A 16,676-nucleotide genomic window follows, 5' to 3' on the forward strand; every position below is an offset into this window, starting at 1 on the left:
CTTCACCTGGACCCGTTTGTTTGCCTATAATAGCTCGGTGAACATAAAAAATATCGATTGGAAAATCATCGCAATAGGCGTGTTGGGTCTGAGTTTGGGTTTTGGCGGAGCATTTATTTGGCGCTCCGAATTTCAACTACAAGGTACAGCGCAAAATGTTAACCCTGAAATAGACGCAATAGTGGCTGATGTGCCGCCGTCTATGGAAGAGCTTTTCCCTTATACGATTCCGCCACGTTCAACATTAAATACAGCATTGCGTGAATTGGATTTGAGCTCTTTGACGATTCATCAAATCGTTGAAGCAGCAAAGCCTGTCTCTAATTTAGGACGTTTGAACGCGGGTGTTCGTTTTCAGCTTTATTATTCTGCGGGACCTCAGGAAGAACTTATCGGAATTCAATTCCGTTTCTCGCCGACAGAACGTCTTGTTGTGCAAAATGTTAATGGCGAGTGGAAAGCAGAAAAAATCACGGAAGAGATCGAAACCAAAGTTGTGACCTTTGCAGGCACTGTCTCTAGCTCTTTGTGGGAATCGGCTGCTCAAGCCAAGATGGATCCGAATTTGATTTCAGACCTTGCAGAAGTATTTGCATGGCAAGTGGATTTCTCGCGCGAAGTGCGTGTGAATGATCGCTGGCGTATTTCTGTTGAACAGAAATATGTACAAGGCGAACCGGTCGGTTGGGGCTCGATCCTAGCTGCTGAATACGAAAATGCTGGTCAAAAATATGCGGGCATTTTGTTTTCGATCAATGAAAAAGAAAAAGGCTATTTTGCTCCAGATGGTACGAGCCTTCGCAGAATGTTTTTGAAAAGTCCGATTCGTTATGGACGCATCTCTTCAAGATTTACAATGAGAAGATTTCACCCGATTCTTCAGCACAACCGTCCACATCTAGGGGTTGATTATGCGGCTCCGATTGGAACTCCGATTCGTGCGGTCGGCGACGGCACGATTGCTGAGGCCGGATTTCGTGGTGGCGCGGGTAACATGATCAAGATCCGTCATAACTCGAGTTATTCGACGGCTTATAAGCACTTGAGTGGATTTGCAAAAGGGGTTCGCTCGGGCTCTCGCGTGCAGCAAGGGCAGATCATTGGGTACGTGGGGAATACGGGGTTGTCGACGGGGCCTCATTTGCATTTTGAATTTTTCCAAAACGGTAGTTACGTAGATCCATTGGGACGTAAGTTCCCTTCCGCGGATCCAGTGCCAACTCAGATGATGACACAATTTCAAACAGAGCTAACTTCGTTAATGGCATCTCTGCCAGCGTGGGAATCAGCCCAGCTTGGTAAAAGCAGCGCAGTTCCAGCACAATTCGAATAAAAAATCAGAGACTGATGAGACCTTAGGGGCCCATCAGTCCCTTCAGAGTATTACTCTACAACTTCAGCAGGAGTTTGTTTTTGGGTCTCTGCTGGTGCGCTGTAGTAGCGATCGTCGTAATCACGACGATAGCGACGTCTTACGCAACGATAGCGTGTAACGATGAAGCGACCAATGCGCACACGATAAACTACCAAGCGGTAGCCACGTGGACAGTAACGTCTGCGCCAGCGCTGCATGATATCAGCTTCTTTGGATGTAGGCTCATCCTGTACTGCTGAGCCAACATCTTTCAAATCGGCTTCAGTAAGGCCAATTTTGCTGAGTTGTTCAGGGATCCTCGCGCCACCACTGTCAGGAGCAGCAGCCATCAATGGTTCACTCGCTATAATCAGACCCACAAGGGCCAACGAAAACACTTTTTTCATGTGTAACCTCCAAAATTGTTTTCAGTAGTATTCAAAGGAGAGTGGAAATACTCTTCGCCCATCGCGTGAAAAAATCGAAATATTGAAAAATGCATACTCTGTATATAGCCGTGGCCACAAAGGGACAGTTCCCTCTTGAAATCGTGGTCAAGAGCGGGTAGGTTCGCGGCCATGAAGTTGAGCCCCGAACAATCTATGCAATTAGCCATCGACGAAGCATACAAAGGTGCGACTCGTGTTAGCCCCAATCCTCTAGTAGGTGCTGTCGTCTTGGATTCGGAAGGAAATTTTCTGGCAAGTGGTTATCATGAGTTCTATGGCGGACCACATGCTGAGGTGAATGCTCTAAAAAATATTTCGATGGAACAGCTTCAAGGGGCCACGGTGTTTGTCACACTTGAACCTTGTGCTCACGAAGGAAAAACTCCTTCTTGTGCAAAAATGATGGCGAAGCTTCCGCTTAAAAAAGTCATCTTTGGTTTGGTCGATCCAAATCCACTCGTCGCGGGACAAGGAGCTGCTATCTTGCAAGCAGCGGGAATCCAGACTGAGGTTTTTTCAGAAACTCATCCTGGTTTTAAAGATACGCTTGAAGAAGTCTGTGAAGCCTTCCTATGGAATTTCCGTCAGAAGAAAGTTTTTGTTTCTCTGAAGATCGCACAAAGCATGGATGGGCAAATAGGATTAAAAACGGGCGAAAGCAAATGGATCACCAATGAAACTTCCCGAGAACAAGCACACTATTTGCGCGCGGCTCATGATGCGACTTTAATTGGAGCGGGAACATTGGCGGCAGACAATCCGTCGCTGGATATTCGTCATCCACAAATTCAAAAAAAGAATAAGGTCGTCATCGTGGATCCACAGGGTCGTCTTTTGAAAGAGGCGTCCACGCTCAATCTGACAAGACTGCATGAGGCCTCTCACCTTTTTTGGTGTGTGAGTGAGAAAAGCCAAGAAGGCGGGGATGTGGCTTTTGCCAAAGTTCTAAAGGTCAAAGAGCTCGGTGGGGGACTTTTAGATCTTCAGGATCTGCTGCTGCAACTTTGGAATCAGGGCCTACGATCAGTGATGATTGAAGGCGGAGCTTTCACGGCATCGCAGTTTTTAAAGGCCGGGTTAGTGAATCGTCTTTATCTTTTTCAAGCTCCGGTGATTATTGGATCAGGTGAAGGTCTTTCTTGGACCTCTGCTTTTGGCATCACTGAAATGAAACAACGACTTGTTGTGAAAAACCTTCGAACCCAAAATCTTGCCGGTGATTTACTGCTCACTGGACGATTGTCGTGAAAAAATTATAGACTCAAGTCCATACGCTAATGGTCATTTGTCGGACGGCATCCAAGCATCCTTGATGGCGAAGGCCTATATTCGAGTAGGAGCGATGGATGCGTCGCATTCAAATCTTGTCATTTACCACCATAGAATCCTCCCCTCTGACTATGTTAAAATAGTGAAATAATGAGGTTTCTCATTAAGGAGTTTAGTAAGTAGTTATGGACGACGGTAGTAGTAGATCGATAGTAAAAAATTTGAAAAATGAATGGGCTCTCTTCTGGGAGAGTATCGCGGGTGAAGAAGAACAAGAAGATTCCTTCGAGACTGGAAAGCTGGAAGTTCTGAGCTTGGAACAGCTTCATGAGATCACCAAGGCACTCAGCCAAGACCGCAAACGTTTAAACCAAAAGTTAGAATCTCTTAATAAAGAATTGGAATTGAATGGGGCCAAGCTTGAAAGCATTCGTCTTGTCGGTGGACAGGATGAAGACACCCTGAAACGTATCAACGAATTAAGCGATATCGGCCAGGTTCTCAGCGAGCAGCTGAATAAACTGGACGAAAAGATTAAATGGACTCGACTTCGCCAGGAAGAATTCCTGACCGAGCCCTAGTTCCCTTAAATTTCGTAGGAAGCATGACTAGACCATGCTCTAGAGGATTCAGCCTGTGGCCCTAAAGCCCAGGCTGTTTTTATTTTTTTCACCAGCCCAGACTCCAGTTCCGCAGCGGGAAAGCCGTTAACCTAGATGACGGTCATTGTGTCCGTCGATGAATTTTGATGATGGTGGTGGCGGAAAATGTCGTTCAATTATCACAAAAATAAATCTGGCGAAAACCAAGATAGCTTTTGGACGTCTTACTCAGATCTTTTCTTGGGTCTGAGTACTATTTTCCTTTTGCTGTATGTGATTTCCAGTTTGCGTACCGGAACGGATGCTATTCGTTCTCAGGTTGATAATCAAAAACTCTCCATGGAAGTGGAAGAGCTTAGAGGCCAGTTGAAAATGTACGAAAACGTGAAGAACGAGTACATGAACAACGCTCCTAAAGATGAAATGCAAGAGTATCAAGAACTCATGGATAAGCTGACTCTTTTGCAAGAAGACGCGAAAACTGACAAAGAGAAGTTGATCGAGCAAGCTCGTGAAAACGACAAAAAAGAAAAAGCTCTTAATAAGTACCAGCAAATGGTTCGTAACGTTTTGAATGCCAACAAAATGGCAAAATCAAAAATCGTCAATCGTGATGACTTGATCAAAGACCAAGACGTCGAGATCGAAAGCAAACAAGCAGAGATTGGCGAACTTCAAAAAGATATTCAGCAGAAGAAAAGCATGATTGCTGAAGGCGAAAGAAAGATCGACGAAGCTAACAACTATTTAAAAGAGAAAGCGGCTGAGCTGAAACACGCTCTTCGCACTAACAAGATCACAAAACAAAGATATGAAGCACGCATGGCTCAAGTGCGCGATGAAAATGACAAGCGCGTGAACCAATTGGCGATGGCTAATGAAAAATACAATGAACAATTAGCTGTAAAAGCTAGTGAACTAAATCAGATAAATGCTCAGTTGAATCAAACTCAAGCTCAGTTGGGACAAACAAATGCCCAATTGGCACAAACTCAAGGTGCTTTGGCAGCTAAAGAAGGTGAAGCACGTGGTTTGTACGGTCAATTGCAAGCTCAGGCAGCTGACGCTCAGGCGAAAATGGCAGGTCTTAAAGAAGGCTTTGCAGCAGAGAGAGCTCGTGACAAAGCGGCTTTTGATGCAGAACTTGGCAGAAATAAAGCTATGGGTGCTGCGGAAAGAGCTCGTCGTGAAGGTGAGTTCAAAAATGCGATGGCAGCTAAAGAAAAAGAATTGGGCGGAAAGCTAGCGGCGTTGGGCGGACAACTTAGAGACACCGAAGGTCAGTTGGCAAAAGCCAAAGCCGAAATTGAAGCTCGTAAGGCTGTCGCTGATGAAGTTAAAAAAGGTTTTGCGAAAGCAGGGATCAAGGCTGACATCGACATGGAGACTGGAGATGTGGTTCTTGATTTCGGCCAAGCTTATTTTGATAGTGACTCGGATCATTTGAAACATGAAATGAAGAATGTCCTAGAAAAGGCGATGCCTATCTACTCAAGATCTCTTTTCGGAAATCCAAAGTTGTCAGACAAGATTTCTGCGGTCGAGATCATCGGTTTCGCTTCTCCGACATATAAAGGACGCTTCATTGATCCAAAGAGTGCAAAAGCTGAAGACAAACAAGCGATCAAGTACAACATGGATCTAAGTTACCGTCGTGCGAATGCAATCTTCGGATACGTTTTGGACGACAACAATATGAGATTTCAACATCAAAAAGAACTGGTTTCTTTGATGAAGGTTTCTGGTCGTAGCTTCTTGGAAGTTATGAATGTCAGCAACCGTAATGTTGCGAATGCAGTAGAGTTCTGTAAACAGAACGACTGTAAAAAAGCGCAAAGAGTTATTATTAGATTTAATGTGGATCAAAAGAAATAAAGAGGTGTGTGGTGAATATCAAAACAATCGCAGAATATTTTATTATATACCTGCCTTACGCGATGGCGGTCGGCTTTGTGGCCGGAATCTTCTTCCGCGCTATGATTTACTATACTGTTCGCCGTCATGAGTGGTTCTCTCGCGAGTTTGAAAAGCGCGTGAATCGCTATATGGATAACGAAACACCGGGCAAAGTTCACGATGTTTCATTTTATGTTCTAGCTAAGAAAATGCTTGAGAGAACATATTATGAAGTATTTGAGATTCGCGATCGTATGAAACGTCGTCGTCCAGATGCTGTTATGGCATGGAGCGACCGTATATTCCTTGTTAAACAAGGTTGCGCTTGGCTTGTAAAAGATATTTTGAAACAAGTGAAGTTCTTGAAGTGGACAGAGGAAACTCCGAAACTTTTGAATATCACAAAGGCGACTTTCCACCACAATCCATGTTTTAACCGTGTTTTTGGGGTGTTGCCAATGGCAGGCCTTAACGACGTGATCAGCATTTTGCCGGGCCTTTTCGTTGTAACCGGTATCTTGGGTACTTTCATCGGTATCTCTGGCGGTTTGAGCGATTTGGGCGGCATGAATCTTCAAGACTTGGAAAGCACGAAGGCGATCATGGATAAATTCCTCCATGAGATCTCTTATGCGATGAAGTCTTCTATCGTAGGTATCGTGTTCTCTTTATTGAGCCACGTTGCAAACACGATGATGTCTCCGGAAAGAGCGTATGTTTCTATGATCGACCGTTTTGAAAGCTCTATGGATTTGTTGTGGTACCGTAGCGACAACAATACATATCCATCAGACGAGAAGCCATTCGACGAGCATAAAGACGCCGTTGAAGCTCTTGCAGAAGATGCTTTGAATAAAGAATTGAATAAAGCCGTAAGAACCAGAGAGATGCTTGAAGTTCGTAAACCGAAAGCTTCCTAGAGGTTCATGATTTGATAACTTGGGAATGAGAAGATGTTAAAGACCCTGTGTAGATATACAGTGACCGTCAGAAGACGGGACCAAACGATGACCAAAATCGTGAATGAGGATTCATTCACGATTGGTCGTTCTATGGACTGTACGATCCCTCTCACAGAGGATAGCATCAGTCGCGTTCATCTTGTTGTTCATCGTCGTCAGGACCAAATCTGGGTCGAAGACAAAGGCTCATCTAATGGAACCTTTGTTAACAATGTTCGTATTGCTCAGAATAGCTTGATCAACGTCGTTGCGTCAGATCGTATTCGCGTTGGTAAATCCGACTATGTAGTTAGTATCCAGCTTGAAATCGAAGAAAAAGAAGATACGAATTCTCTGATGAAGGCTAGAGCCGATCAGACGGATCTTCTGTCTCCAGTGGCGCCGATGGCTCAATCAGTACAACAGCAGATTCAACCACAGCAACCTCAGGTGGTTTTGAATCCAAACACTAAAGAAGAAAAGCCCGAAGTGAAAGCGGCTCGCCAAGCTTCTCCAAAGTTTGGTGCAAAAGATCTTTTCCCGGCAAACAAAGATTTCATGCCTAAGGAAAAAGAGCCAGTTAAAGAAGAAAACCAATTCGAGGCTCCTGTTGCTCAGAAGGAACAGGAAGAAGAAGAAGCCAGCCCGAAGCATTTTGAGGCTGAAAGAGCTTTGCATGAAGCTCATAGAAAAGGCGCGCAAATTATCTATGAGGCTGAAATCAAGGCTGAAAAGCGTGCTCAGTCTATCTATTTGGGTGCTAAAGAACGTCAGGTTCAAGCAGACCAGTATTATCAAAAGAAAGTACAAGACGCTCATAAAGAAGTCGATCGCGTATTGATGAGTTTCCAAGATCAGGGTCAAGAACTATTGGCGCAAGCTCGTCAATATGCTCAAGAGATCCGTGATGAAGTCGACGTATTTGCCCAAGGTATGCGTGAAGAAGCGCGTAAGGTGGCCGAGCAGATTGAAACAGAAGCACGTGATGAGGCAGAACACTTAAAACACGAAGCTTATGAAAAAGCTCGCAGCAAAGCCGAGATCGAAGCTGAAGACTTAGTTACAAGTGCGAATGCAGAGTCTCAGGATATTTTGAATTTTGCAAAACTCCAGGCTGAAGAGATGCTTACGAAAGCTCGTAACGAAATGGAAAACGAGCTTAAATATCTTATCGATCAAATTGATGATAAGAAGAAGCACATTCAAAATCTAAGAAAAGAGCAAGAAGAGCAAAATATCAGAGCTCTTGGCGAAAAAGAAGAGATGGAAGGCAAGATCGAAGAATTGACGTCAGAACTTAAAACCCTGACTGAAGATCGAAATAAAGCCAATACCGAGCTCGAGAGCGCTCGTGCAGAAGATGATGAGCTTCGCGCTAAAATCCAAGATCAAAAGAAAACAAGTCAAGAGCTTGAACATCAAATTGGTCAGCTTTATGGCGATAGCAAAACTCTCGAGAGAAAAAACAAAGAACTTCAAGAGACTTTGGGACGATTTGCTTTGGACATCCAATCCGCTGAAGACAAAAAGCGTATGATGGAAAGCGAAGTTGTTCAACAGAAGCAGCATCTGAAAGATCGTTTAGATCGCGAACAACAAGTCTTGGTGAAAGAATCTGAAGAGCGTCTTCATGAATCTCAACTAGATATGAGTAAGCGTCTTCAGAAGTTGGAGCGCGAGATGTTGGAAGAAATCATGGGTCGTAAAGAGACTCTGGTTAAAGACATCATCGTGATTATCGAAACTCGTATTGCGAAAGTGTTAGAGCCTGCGAAATGGGACCAAGTCTCTAGCCAAATCTTTGAAGGTATCTCTGAGACCATCGAAGGCAAGGCCGTTACTTTCAGCGAGCACACCAAAGCTCCGAAGCAATCGGCTTCGTTACAAAGAAAAAAGAAGAAAGAAAACTACCGTTGGATGGGTGCCGGGGTAGCAGCGGGTATCATTGCCTCTATCCTTGGAGTGCAAGGATATAACCGCATTCAGAATGACAAAAACCCAATGAGAACCATTGCTGCAGAAGAGACTCGTCGTCGTCAGGAAGATCTTGAAAAACGCCGCTTCAATCCAGCACAGGTCAATGATGTTAAAGAAACATATGTAGATGCTGTGATATATACTAATGGTTACGTGGCGGCTTATCAGGATGCAGATTACCAACAAAAGCTTTACAAAGCCGCGTCTGCGTATCTGTTAAAGACATGGCGTGTGGACGAGGATAAGTCTATCCAAGTTCTTTCTATGTCTAGTGCCCTTATTAAAGAACTGAGCGAGAAAAAGGCCTCTATCCATCCAGACTTTGTCAAAGACGGCATTGCAAAAATGCGTAATCTTGAGAAAGAAAGTACGGACCGTATGAAAACGGTTTTGGGCTCGGAAGTACGTCTTGAATCTTACCGTCGTTTCGAAAGAAAGTTCTTCGAAACCGAAATCCTTAAAAAATAGTCTTACTCGGATTTTTTTCTGAGCTTGTTGTATTCGTGGAGCTTGCGGATGCTTTGCTGCAATACGGTTTCCAAGATCACTAATTCTTTTTTAGTGGGTGTATTCTGAAGCAGCATTCTTCTTAGAACCGTATAGACGTTCATTTTCTCTTTAGAAAGATCAAAGCCCATTTCAGTCAGCCAGGTTTTCAGAGTCTGATCTGGATCGATCCCTTCAACTCCTTCAGGGGCGCGACGCTCCTTAGAACCCTCGAGTTTAGTGCGTTCTCCGCCCCAAGCTTTACGTAAAGAAAACATCGCAAGTAACGTCGCTTGCGCTAAGTTCAGACTCCAGTTAGCTCCGAAGGTTGGTAGACAAGCACAGAAATTAGCGACCTCGAGATCTTCGGCACTTAAACCCCAGTCCTCGGGCCCGAATACCATATGCAAGACCGGCGTCTCTTCGACGTCTTCCTGGAAGAGGGGAGATTTTTCTTTGATGTCTTGAAGAACTTCATCAATATCACGAACTTGTCGGCCTTTGCCATCACGAGCCGTGAAGCACACACGCACGCTTTCAGGTTCATTGTCTTTGAATTCTTGCCAAGATTTGTAAACGACGCGATTTTGCAAACCTGTTTGTCCCGTCGCCGCAGCTTTTTGGGCCTCATAGGTGAGCTCGCACTTGGGATCGATAAGGATCAGCTTATCAATTCCCATGTTGCTCATCGCACGAGAAGTTGCACCGATATTACGTTCGTAAATGGTGCGCACTAGAACGATGCGAACTTCAAAGTTGCGCATGCGTAAGGCCATCCTGAATCATCGGAGCGATTTTGGCATTTTGCTGAGAGAGCTGTTGAAGATCCGACAGAAGTTTCTGATTCAATGCAGACGACTTCGCACGATTGCTGACAAGTTCGTAAGACTCTAAACGCAGAAGCCAGTCTGTTTTAAATCTTTGATCATGAGTTTCCAAAACTTTTTGCAGCTCACGATCTAGATCCTGGTCTTTTAAGTTTTTTTCGCGAATCTCGCGAACCTTTGCATACTGAGATTGGAAAAGTTGTTCGTCATCCGAGTATTTGCGTTGTGGGACGCGAGCTGCGACAAAATCGTCGGTTTCGCCATAAGCAGCACGGTCTGCAGGCCCACCAAAAACTGATGGAATGCTAGAGCCAATCGCCATATCAAAAGTTCCCCAAGAAGGGTCAAACAAGACGCGGTCTTGATAGGTGGCTTTAGCATCTGCGAGTGAGAGCAAAATCGTTTTGCGATCTTGCTCTAGGCGGCCATTGAAGGTACCAGTGACACGAACGCCACTTGTGAACTCCAAATCCATGGTTTTACCTGGAGCTGCGCCCAAAGAGTCCCATTGGGAATCCGAAAGCTGCGAAGGGCATACGCTTGGGAATTTTTTGAGTTTGCCAACCGGCGTACCGAAACCATGCTCGTGGTATTCTGTTCCATGTCCTAGCAACTGCTTTTCTTTGAAAGAAAGCTGTGAAGGTCCTTGGAAGCGCAAATACGCCACTTCCTGCGAAGGATGTGGAGGAGATATAGCTTCCACCACGACTCCAGAAATCTGAATTCCTGAATTGAGCTCAACAGTATTCACAGACTCTGCGCGAATCACTTTCTGAACGCTAATGATGCCGCCTTTACGGAACGCCATTTGTTCGGCCATTTCGTTAAGGACTTTCACAAGAGTTTTAAAATCAGGTGTTACAAACAGCTGCGGTTGAGGCTCGGTAATGTCATAGCCTTGTTTAATGCAATCAACACTAAGAGGAATTTTTTTAACTTTATCGCTTAAACACCATTTTGCTTCGCCCACGCTTGAAAGCAGACCTGCACCAAAAATTTTCGGATGTTTGATATCGCCAATCAGGCCATATTCAGCGGTCCACCAATTCATGCGGCCAAGCTCGGCGGCTTCAGAAACATGGCTGATGCCTTTAGAGACTTTTTCCAATTTTGCTTCGGAAGTTTTAATCTGCTCAGGTGTTGAAGAAGGATTTTCTTTTATATCCGACAATTCGCGAATGGCTTCATACATGTCCAAATCTTCTTTGCTGATAATCGCTTTACGCGCGATTTGAGCATATTGGCGAAGATAGTCGGCAAATTCTGGGTGTACCAAAATCGGTGCGTGACCAGCGGCTTCGTGAACGATGTCTGGAGCTGGCGTGTACAGCAAATGATCCAAAGTGCGCATATCCGAAGCGACAGGCAGAACACCGAGTGATTGCAGCTCCATAAACGCAGCCGGCGGAATAAATCCGCTGACAGGAATTGCGCGCCAACCGAATTTTTGTAATTTCGCGCTGACGTTTTCAATTCTAGGAATGCTTTCGATCTCGATACCAGTTTTCTCTAAGCCTTCGACATAACATTCGTGAGCATGCACAGAAAGATAAGCTTTGAGTTGGCGCAAGATATAGCGCCACGAAGCTTGTTCCACCGGAGTGTACTTCGCGTAGTTTTGCTCGACGACATATTTTTGCAGATGCTTAGGGAGAGTTTCCATTTTTATGCCTTTATTTTACAGCCAAGGATCTTGCTTCGTCAGATAATTTTTGACGTAGTCATCAATGGCTTTTTCAAGAGGCCACTTCGATGGACTCATTCCGGCTTTCAACCATTTATCGGTTTTAGCTTCGGTGTAGTATTGGTATTGTCCACGCACACTCTCTGGCATTTCCAGCCACTCGATTGTAAGAGGTTTCCCCAACGCTTTGAAGACTGAGTTCGCAAGGTCCAACCATGTACGTGGTTTGCCATAGCCCATATTGTAAATGCCATTTGCTGGAGTTTTCTCCATCAATTCTGACATCCATGTTGTGATGTCTTTCACATAAACGAAATCACGAGAAAACTCGCCATCTTTGTATTTTGGGTTCGCTGACTTAAACAAACCCAAGCTGCCTTTTTCGTTTACCTGATTGAAGGCTTTGAAGGCCACACTGGACATAAACTCTTTGTGGTACTCATTCGGGCCAAAGACGTTAAAAAACTTAAGTCCATACCAATGCGGAGGAGTTTCGGTTTGTTTCACAGCCCAGCGGTCAAAGAGAACTTTGGACTCGCCATACAAGTTTAATGGCTTCAAAGTTTCTGGATCAGTGGTGTCATCAAAGCCGAGTTCACCAGCTCCGTAAGTGGCTGCAGAGCTTGCGTAGATGAGGTTCTTGCCGTACTTGGTGCACCATTCGAAAATGCGCTGAGTGTAGTAAGTGTTGTTCTCCCACAAAAACTCTTTGTTGGTTTCTGTCGTCGATGAGCAAGCCCCCATGTGGATGATCCAGGTCACTTGTTCTTGAACTTCGGCGCTCTCAAGGAAAGGCCAAAGATCATCTTTCAGCAGGAATTGACTGTACTTGCGGTTCTTTAAAACATTGCGTGTTTCAAGGTCTACAGAGTCGACGCAAACGATGTCCGTAAAGCCCTTCTGATTGAGCTCCCACACCATAGCGCTACCGATAAAACCATTAGCTCCAGTGACTATAACCACGATCATTCCTCCGTCTCTCTGCAATGTAGATAATTCAGGGTCTAAACTCAAGGTGCAAAGCTCCTAGTCAGCACTGAATTTTCTCTAAAAATCGGGCCCCAGGCTCAATTAAATCGCATTTGGAGGGCAAAAACCTAGGCACGAGGGTTGCTAATTTACGTCACATCCGGAGGGTGTTTTACGTGGTACGTACGCCGAAGTTTATAGTTTCAGCTTTGCTACTGACTCTAGCCATGGGGTCTTACATCGTCGTCGGTGGCAATGCACAGAAGCTTTCCAAGGTTAAAACAGCGGAGGAATACTGGGCCGAAACGGGTCTCAGTTCTCAGGCGCTAGAGGAGCTTTTGCAAGAGGGGTCTTGCGAGAGTTCTGAACGCTATTTCTACGCGTGTGTGAATGCGATTCAATCGGCATCGCAAAAGTTCGGATTCGATTTGACTGTTCAGGGGCAGTTGGTGCCTTCATCGAAATCCGCTAGCCAGACCTTCACAGAGAAGGAAATCTTGGCTCCTTGGAAAGCTTACCTCTCTTCTCAAAAACAAATTCCAACTCTGCCGTTCTTGGCAATTTGGAAAAATCTGTCTGCAAAAATCAAATCTGAACAGCAAAGTTACGCTGTTGGTTTGGGTATGAATGGCTTCTTGTCGGTTTTCCGCGATCCACACACATACCTTTTGCCAGCAAACATGTACACCGAGGTTGTTGCTAAAGCGAATCCGAAGAGTCTTTCAATCGGTGTCGTTGTTGGCCGCGATGATCAACACTATTTCGTTAAAAAAGTGATCGAGAATTCTTCGGCGTACCTTGCTGGTATTAAAAAAGGCGACGTGATTTTGTCGGTGAATGACAAAAAAGCGGATGGTCTGACAGCTCAAGAGCTTGGCGAGATGCTACGAGGCGAAGCTGGCAGTATTTTAGAGATCGAAATTCGTCGCCATAGTGAAACCAAAGAAATTCGTATTGTTCGTAGTGAGCAAACATTGCCAACTGTAAGCACGCAAATGTTAGAGGGCATCACTCCAGTGGGTGTTTTGACCATCAATAAATTTGCGATCAATGCCTGCCAAGAGGTTCGTACAGGATTGAGCGCTTTGAGACGCCAAGGTATTCGCGGCCTGCTTTTGGATTTGCGTGATAACCCAGGCGGGCAGATGGAAGAAGCCACTTGTATCACGGGTCTTTTTGTAGGACCGGGCAAGAAGGTTTTTGATATCAAGAATCTGGCTTTGGATATGGAAGACGAAAGCTCTTTCACAACCGAAGAAGCAGAGTACACAGGACCGATTGCTGTCTTGATCAATGCGGGCTCTGCAAGTGCGGCCGAGATCGTGGCAGGAGCGCTTCAAGATTACAAGCGCGCGACTCTTGTAGGCGAGAGAACTTTTGGCAAAGGCTCATTCCAAGAGGGCGAACTTTGGGCTAAGAACGACAAGATTGCGATTTTTGAGACCAAAGGTTTCTACTATTTGCCATCGGGAAGAAGCCCACAAATGACGGGCCTTATGCCGGATGTGCGCGTGACCTTTAAAGACCGCTTTGCTCTTCGCGAAGAAGATCAGTTCTGGAACCCATTGCAGGCTCCTATTGTATCTCTTGCGGGTATTGGCATCAGCGGTCTTGGATTGAGCTCGAATTTACAACCTGATCTTGCAACATGTATCAGCTTTGACAGCGACTTTCTTCCTCCGGAAGATCCAGAGATGAAAGAAGCGCACCGTGTTTTGAATTGCCGTGGCATTGCTGAACGAGGAGCAAGATGATTCATACCGACCTCTTTAAATTCAAGTTCATTCCGGCTCGAAAGCATTCGGATAAATTGATGATCGTTCTTCATGGTAAGGGCGATAGCATGCGTCCATTCCGTAATTTCGACGACGAGATGAATGTGCCCGAAATGAATTATCTTTTGCTAAATGCTCCGAAGAAATTCTTGGATGGGTATTCCTGGTACGGAGATCCTCCTTACGAGCGTGAAGGCGTTTTGAAGATCCGCGAGAAGCTCATGCAGCTTCTGGTAGAGCTTGAAATGCAAGGTTGGAAGAGCGAAAACACGTTCTTATTCGGCTTTTCCCAAGGCTGCTTAATCAGTGCTGATATCGGCATGAATTACCCAAAACGTTTGGGTGGTATTGTCGGAGTCAGCGGGTATTTCCATTTTTATCCGCGCTGGCGCCAGCAGCTTGCGAAAAATTCCCTAAAGACTCCGTGGGTATTTACTCATGGTCGTCAGGATGATCTATTGAAGCTTGAAGAAACCAAACACGGAGTCGAAAAACTTCGTGATGCGGGCTTCGATGTGGATTGGATCGAACTCGATAAAGAACACGTTTTGACGGACGAAGAAATGCCTTTGATCCGCAAATGGGTTCGTGATCATCTTAAAGATCTTGGTTAATAGTATTCGAAATACGTTTTTTTAATTTCATTCACGACATCGTCGCAATTTTCAACGGGCTGTGTTTGGTTGAAATTTCTAATTTTACAGATATCTAATGCTGCAGGAAAACTCCAAGGGGTATTCTGCAGCAGCGATTCAAGCTTGTTCTTTGCAAGTTGCACGTTTCCACTGCTGAAAGCCTTTTGTGCCTGCCCAAATTGGTGGAATGAGTACTCTGTCCAGATTTCTCTATAGACGTCATAATGATCCTGAGCAGAGACAATGATGGATGGATCACTTCTGAGGCTCATAAATTCTGTAGATCCGTCATAGAAAGAAAGGCCCTTTCCTTTCATTAGAAGTCGCCCAACCGGTAAGATCACTTGGTGATAAGACTCAGCAATCGGTAGCCTCAGAGTTGTAATAAAAGAAAATTTGTCTAGGTTCGGAAGTAGAATGTCTTCTTGAAAGTCCAAAGCTTTGCTAATAGCAGCTTTTTCGGCATCAATCTTCAAGGAAGTGTATTCCTGTACCTTCGAAACAAACCACGGAAAAAAGAGTGAATTACGTCCGACTACTAGAACATCGGGTCTTAGACCTATTACTTGTTGAACATACCGGAGTGCAAAGAATCTCGTGTCGCTAGAAGTGAATATGACCGTTGGATTCACAGGGGCTTCGCGGAGTAAGTTCGTCGCGTAGTCTTCAACAATAGTATTTTGCTTAAAGTTATTGAGCTGAGAATAAAAGTTTAAGCTTAGAAGTGCGCTGACAACCAAAGCTATTTCGATAAATCGTTTCAATAGATTCTTAGGTTTTGAGCCATAAAACTCTTTGAGTATATAGCCAAGCGCAAAGCAGAGCATGATGTGAAATAGAATTATAAAACGGTCCATGATCTCATAACGAAAGCCAATAAGAGGCGTATTGGAAAGTGCGAAGAAAACGAGCCCGTACAGTGTAAGCGATATCAGTACTAAAACTAGTTTTTTAGATTTAACTTTTTTGAACCCAAGTCGGACGGTCGCTAGGATCGCTACTGTAATGAATGAGTAGAATACAATCAGTGTCTGCGTTCCTAAATAGAGCCAGTTCGTCAGTGCAGAGCCACTTTCTTTGCTGCCAACGAGTTGAAATGTTCCATAGTCTTGCCTTAAAACGTGCGCAAATAAATTTTCTATCGAAGAAATATTCCCCCAAGAATGAAGACTGCGCGTATCTAAGAGCATCAGCGAAGCATAGAGACTCAAGAATATCAGGATACCTAAAACCGTGCCTAAGACTCCATCGCGATACTTCTTATTCTCCAATAGGACATCAATGACAATGGGACTTAAGAATATCAAGGTATGGTGATTCGTAAGACCTAGTGAAAACACAAGAGGGATCCAAAACTTTTTATTGATGCGCAAGTCTTCTGAAAAATAGAGATATAGAAGGCAAGACGCAAAGAAGGCATTCAGTATAAATACATCTGGAAGTTCCGAGTAGCGCCAAAAGATTCTTGAAAACGCCAGTGTTAATACGACTCCGCATGCAAGAGCCTTAGCGGGTTTCAGAAAACGCCATACAAAATATAGCGCTCCTAGCGAAGTACAAACGTTAAAAAAGGAAACTCTCCAGAATATAGAGCTATATTCAATGATTCTAACGAAGGCTGCATTTAACCAAACCCACAAAGGATATCCAGGAGGATGCGGAACAAATAATTTAAAGGCCGCGGTTGCCAATTCTCCGGTATCGCCAATTTGCACAGTCGTAGAAAGGCGAGAGATATAAATGAAGGCTATGAAACCGAAGAGAAGGAACGGCAATATAAAATCTTTGATAGATTTACGTGATATAAACATC

At 44.6% G+C, this 16,676-nt stretch carries 13 protein-coding genes; 8 read left to right on the forward strand and 5 right to left on the reverse strand.

The window, feature by feature from the left end:
• Window positions 1-37: 37 nt before the first annotated feature.
• Entirely contained in the window at window positions 38-1,333 is a 1,296-nt protein-coding gene (locus ACLWBB_RS01720) for a peptidoglycan DD-metalloendopeptidase family protein (protein WP_413289819.1), read from the forward strand.
• 50 nt (window positions 1,334-1,383) lie between these two features.
• Here the strand turns inward: ACLWBB_RS01720 and ACLWBB_RS01725 are convergent, their stop codons facing one another.
• Window positions 1,384-1,761 carry a hypothetical protein gene (locus ACLWBB_RS01725; protein ID WP_413289820.1) on the reverse strand — a complete coding sequence of 126 codons (378 nt, stop codon included), beginning with the start codon at window positions 1,759-1,761 and terminating at the stop codon, window positions 1,384-1,386.
• Between the two features lie 171 nt (window positions 1,762-1,932).
• Between ACLWBB_RS01725 and ribD the strand changes: the two genes are divergently transcribed.
• From ribD to ACLWBB_RS01750, 5 genes are all read left to right on the forward strand, one after another.
• Window positions 1,933-3,051 (forward strand): bifunctional diaminohydroxyphosphoribosylaminopyrimidine deaminase/5-amino-6-(5-phosphoribosylamino)uracil reductase RibD, encoded by a 1,119-nt coding sequence (gene ribD / locus ACLWBB_RS01730; RefSeq protein ID WP_413289821.1) that lies wholly within the window; start codon window positions 1,933-1,935, stop codon window positions 3,049-3,051.
• A gap of 242 nt (window positions 3,052-3,293) precedes the next feature.
• A complete protein-coding gene (locus ACLWBB_RS01735) occupies window positions 3,294-3,653 on the forward strand; it encodes a hypothetical protein (RefSeq protein ID WP_413289822.1) in 360 nt (119 codons plus the stop codon).
• A 186-nt stretch (window positions 3,654-3,839) separates the two neighbouring features.
• Entirely contained in the window at window positions 3,840-5,549 is a 1,710-nt protein-coding gene (locus tag ACLWBB_RS01740) for a microtubule-binding protein (RefSeq protein ID WP_413289823.1), read from the forward strand.
• 11 nt (window positions 5,550-5,560) lie between these two features.
• Window positions 5,561-6,490 (forward strand): hypothetical protein, encoded by a 930-nt coding sequence (locus ACLWBB_RS01745; protein ID WP_413289824.1) that lies wholly within the window; start codon window positions 5,561-5,563, stop codon window positions 6,488-6,490.
• A gap of 60 nt (window positions 6,491-6,550) precedes the next feature.
• On the forward strand, window positions 6,551-8,956 hold the full coding sequence (locus tag ACLWBB_RS01750) for an FHA domain-containing protein (protein ID WP_413289825.1): 2,406 nt from the start codon (window positions 6,551-6,553) through the stop codon (window positions 8,954-8,956).
• A 2-nt stretch (window positions 8,957-8,958) separates the two neighbouring features.
• On the opposite strand, the gene ACLWBB_RS01755 is transcribed toward ACLWBB_RS01750, so the two are convergent.
• Genes ACLWBB_RS01755 through rfaD form a run of 3 tightly spaced genes read right to left on the reverse strand, consistent with a single transcriptional unit; the run spans window position 8,959 to window position 12,454 of the window.
• Entirely contained in the window at window positions 8,959-9,750 is a 792-nt protein-coding gene (locus ACLWBB_RS01755; RefSeq protein ID WP_413289826.1) for an RNA methyltransferase, read from the reverse strand.
• On the reverse strand, window positions 9,725-11,464 hold the full coding sequence (locus tag ACLWBB_RS01760; protein ID WP_413289827.1) for an aromatic amino acid hydroxylase: 1,740 nt from the start codon (window positions 11,462-11,464) through the stop codon (window positions 9,725-9,727). Before ACLWBB_RS01760 ends, ACLWBB_RS01755 begins: the two co-directional genes overlap by 26 nt.
• A 15-nt stretch (window positions 11,465-11,479) precedes the next feature.
• Window positions 11,480-12,454: an ADP-glyceromanno-heptose 6-epimerase gene (gene rfaD, locus ACLWBB_RS01765; RefSeq protein ID WP_413289828.1), complete on the reverse strand. Its 975-nt coding sequence runs from the start codon at window positions 12,452-12,454 to the stop codon at window positions 11,480-11,482.
• A 176-nt stretch (window positions 12,455-12,630) separates the two neighbouring features.
• On the opposite strand from rfaD, the gene ACLWBB_RS01770 reads away from it, so the two are divergent.
• Both ACLWBB_RS01770 and ACLWBB_RS01775 read left to right on the forward strand, forming a co-directional pair.
• Window positions 12,631-14,208 (forward strand): S41 family peptidase, encoded by a 1,578-nt coding sequence (locus tag ACLWBB_RS01770; RefSeq protein WP_413289829.1) that lies wholly within the window; start codon window positions 12,631-12,633, stop codon window positions 14,206-14,208.
• On the forward strand, window positions 14,205-14,843 hold the full coding sequence (locus ACLWBB_RS01775) for an alpha/beta hydrolase (protein ID WP_413289830.1): 639 nt from the start codon (window positions 14,205-14,207) through the stop codon (window positions 14,841-14,843). Before ACLWBB_RS01770 ends, ACLWBB_RS01775 begins: the two co-directional genes overlap by 4 nt.
• Here the strand turns inward: ACLWBB_RS01775 and ACLWBB_RS01780 are convergent.
• The gene (locus tag ACLWBB_RS01780) at window positions 14,840-16,675 is read right to left on the reverse strand and encodes a protein O-mannosyl-transferase family (RefSeq protein ID WP_413289831.1); all 1,836 of its coding nucleotides are present in this window, start codon (window positions 16,673-16,675) and stop codon (window positions 14,840-14,842) included. The two genes, ACLWBB_RS01775 and ACLWBB_RS01780, sit on opposite strands and share 4 nt — an antisense overlap.
• Between the last annotated feature and the right edge of the window lies 1 nt (window position 16,676).

It is taken from the genome of Bdellovibrio sp. HCB337 (assembly GCF_047302465.1).
Classification (GTDB): Bacteria; Bdellovibrionota; Bdellovibrionia; order Bdellovibrionales; family Bdellovibrionaceae; genus JACMRP01.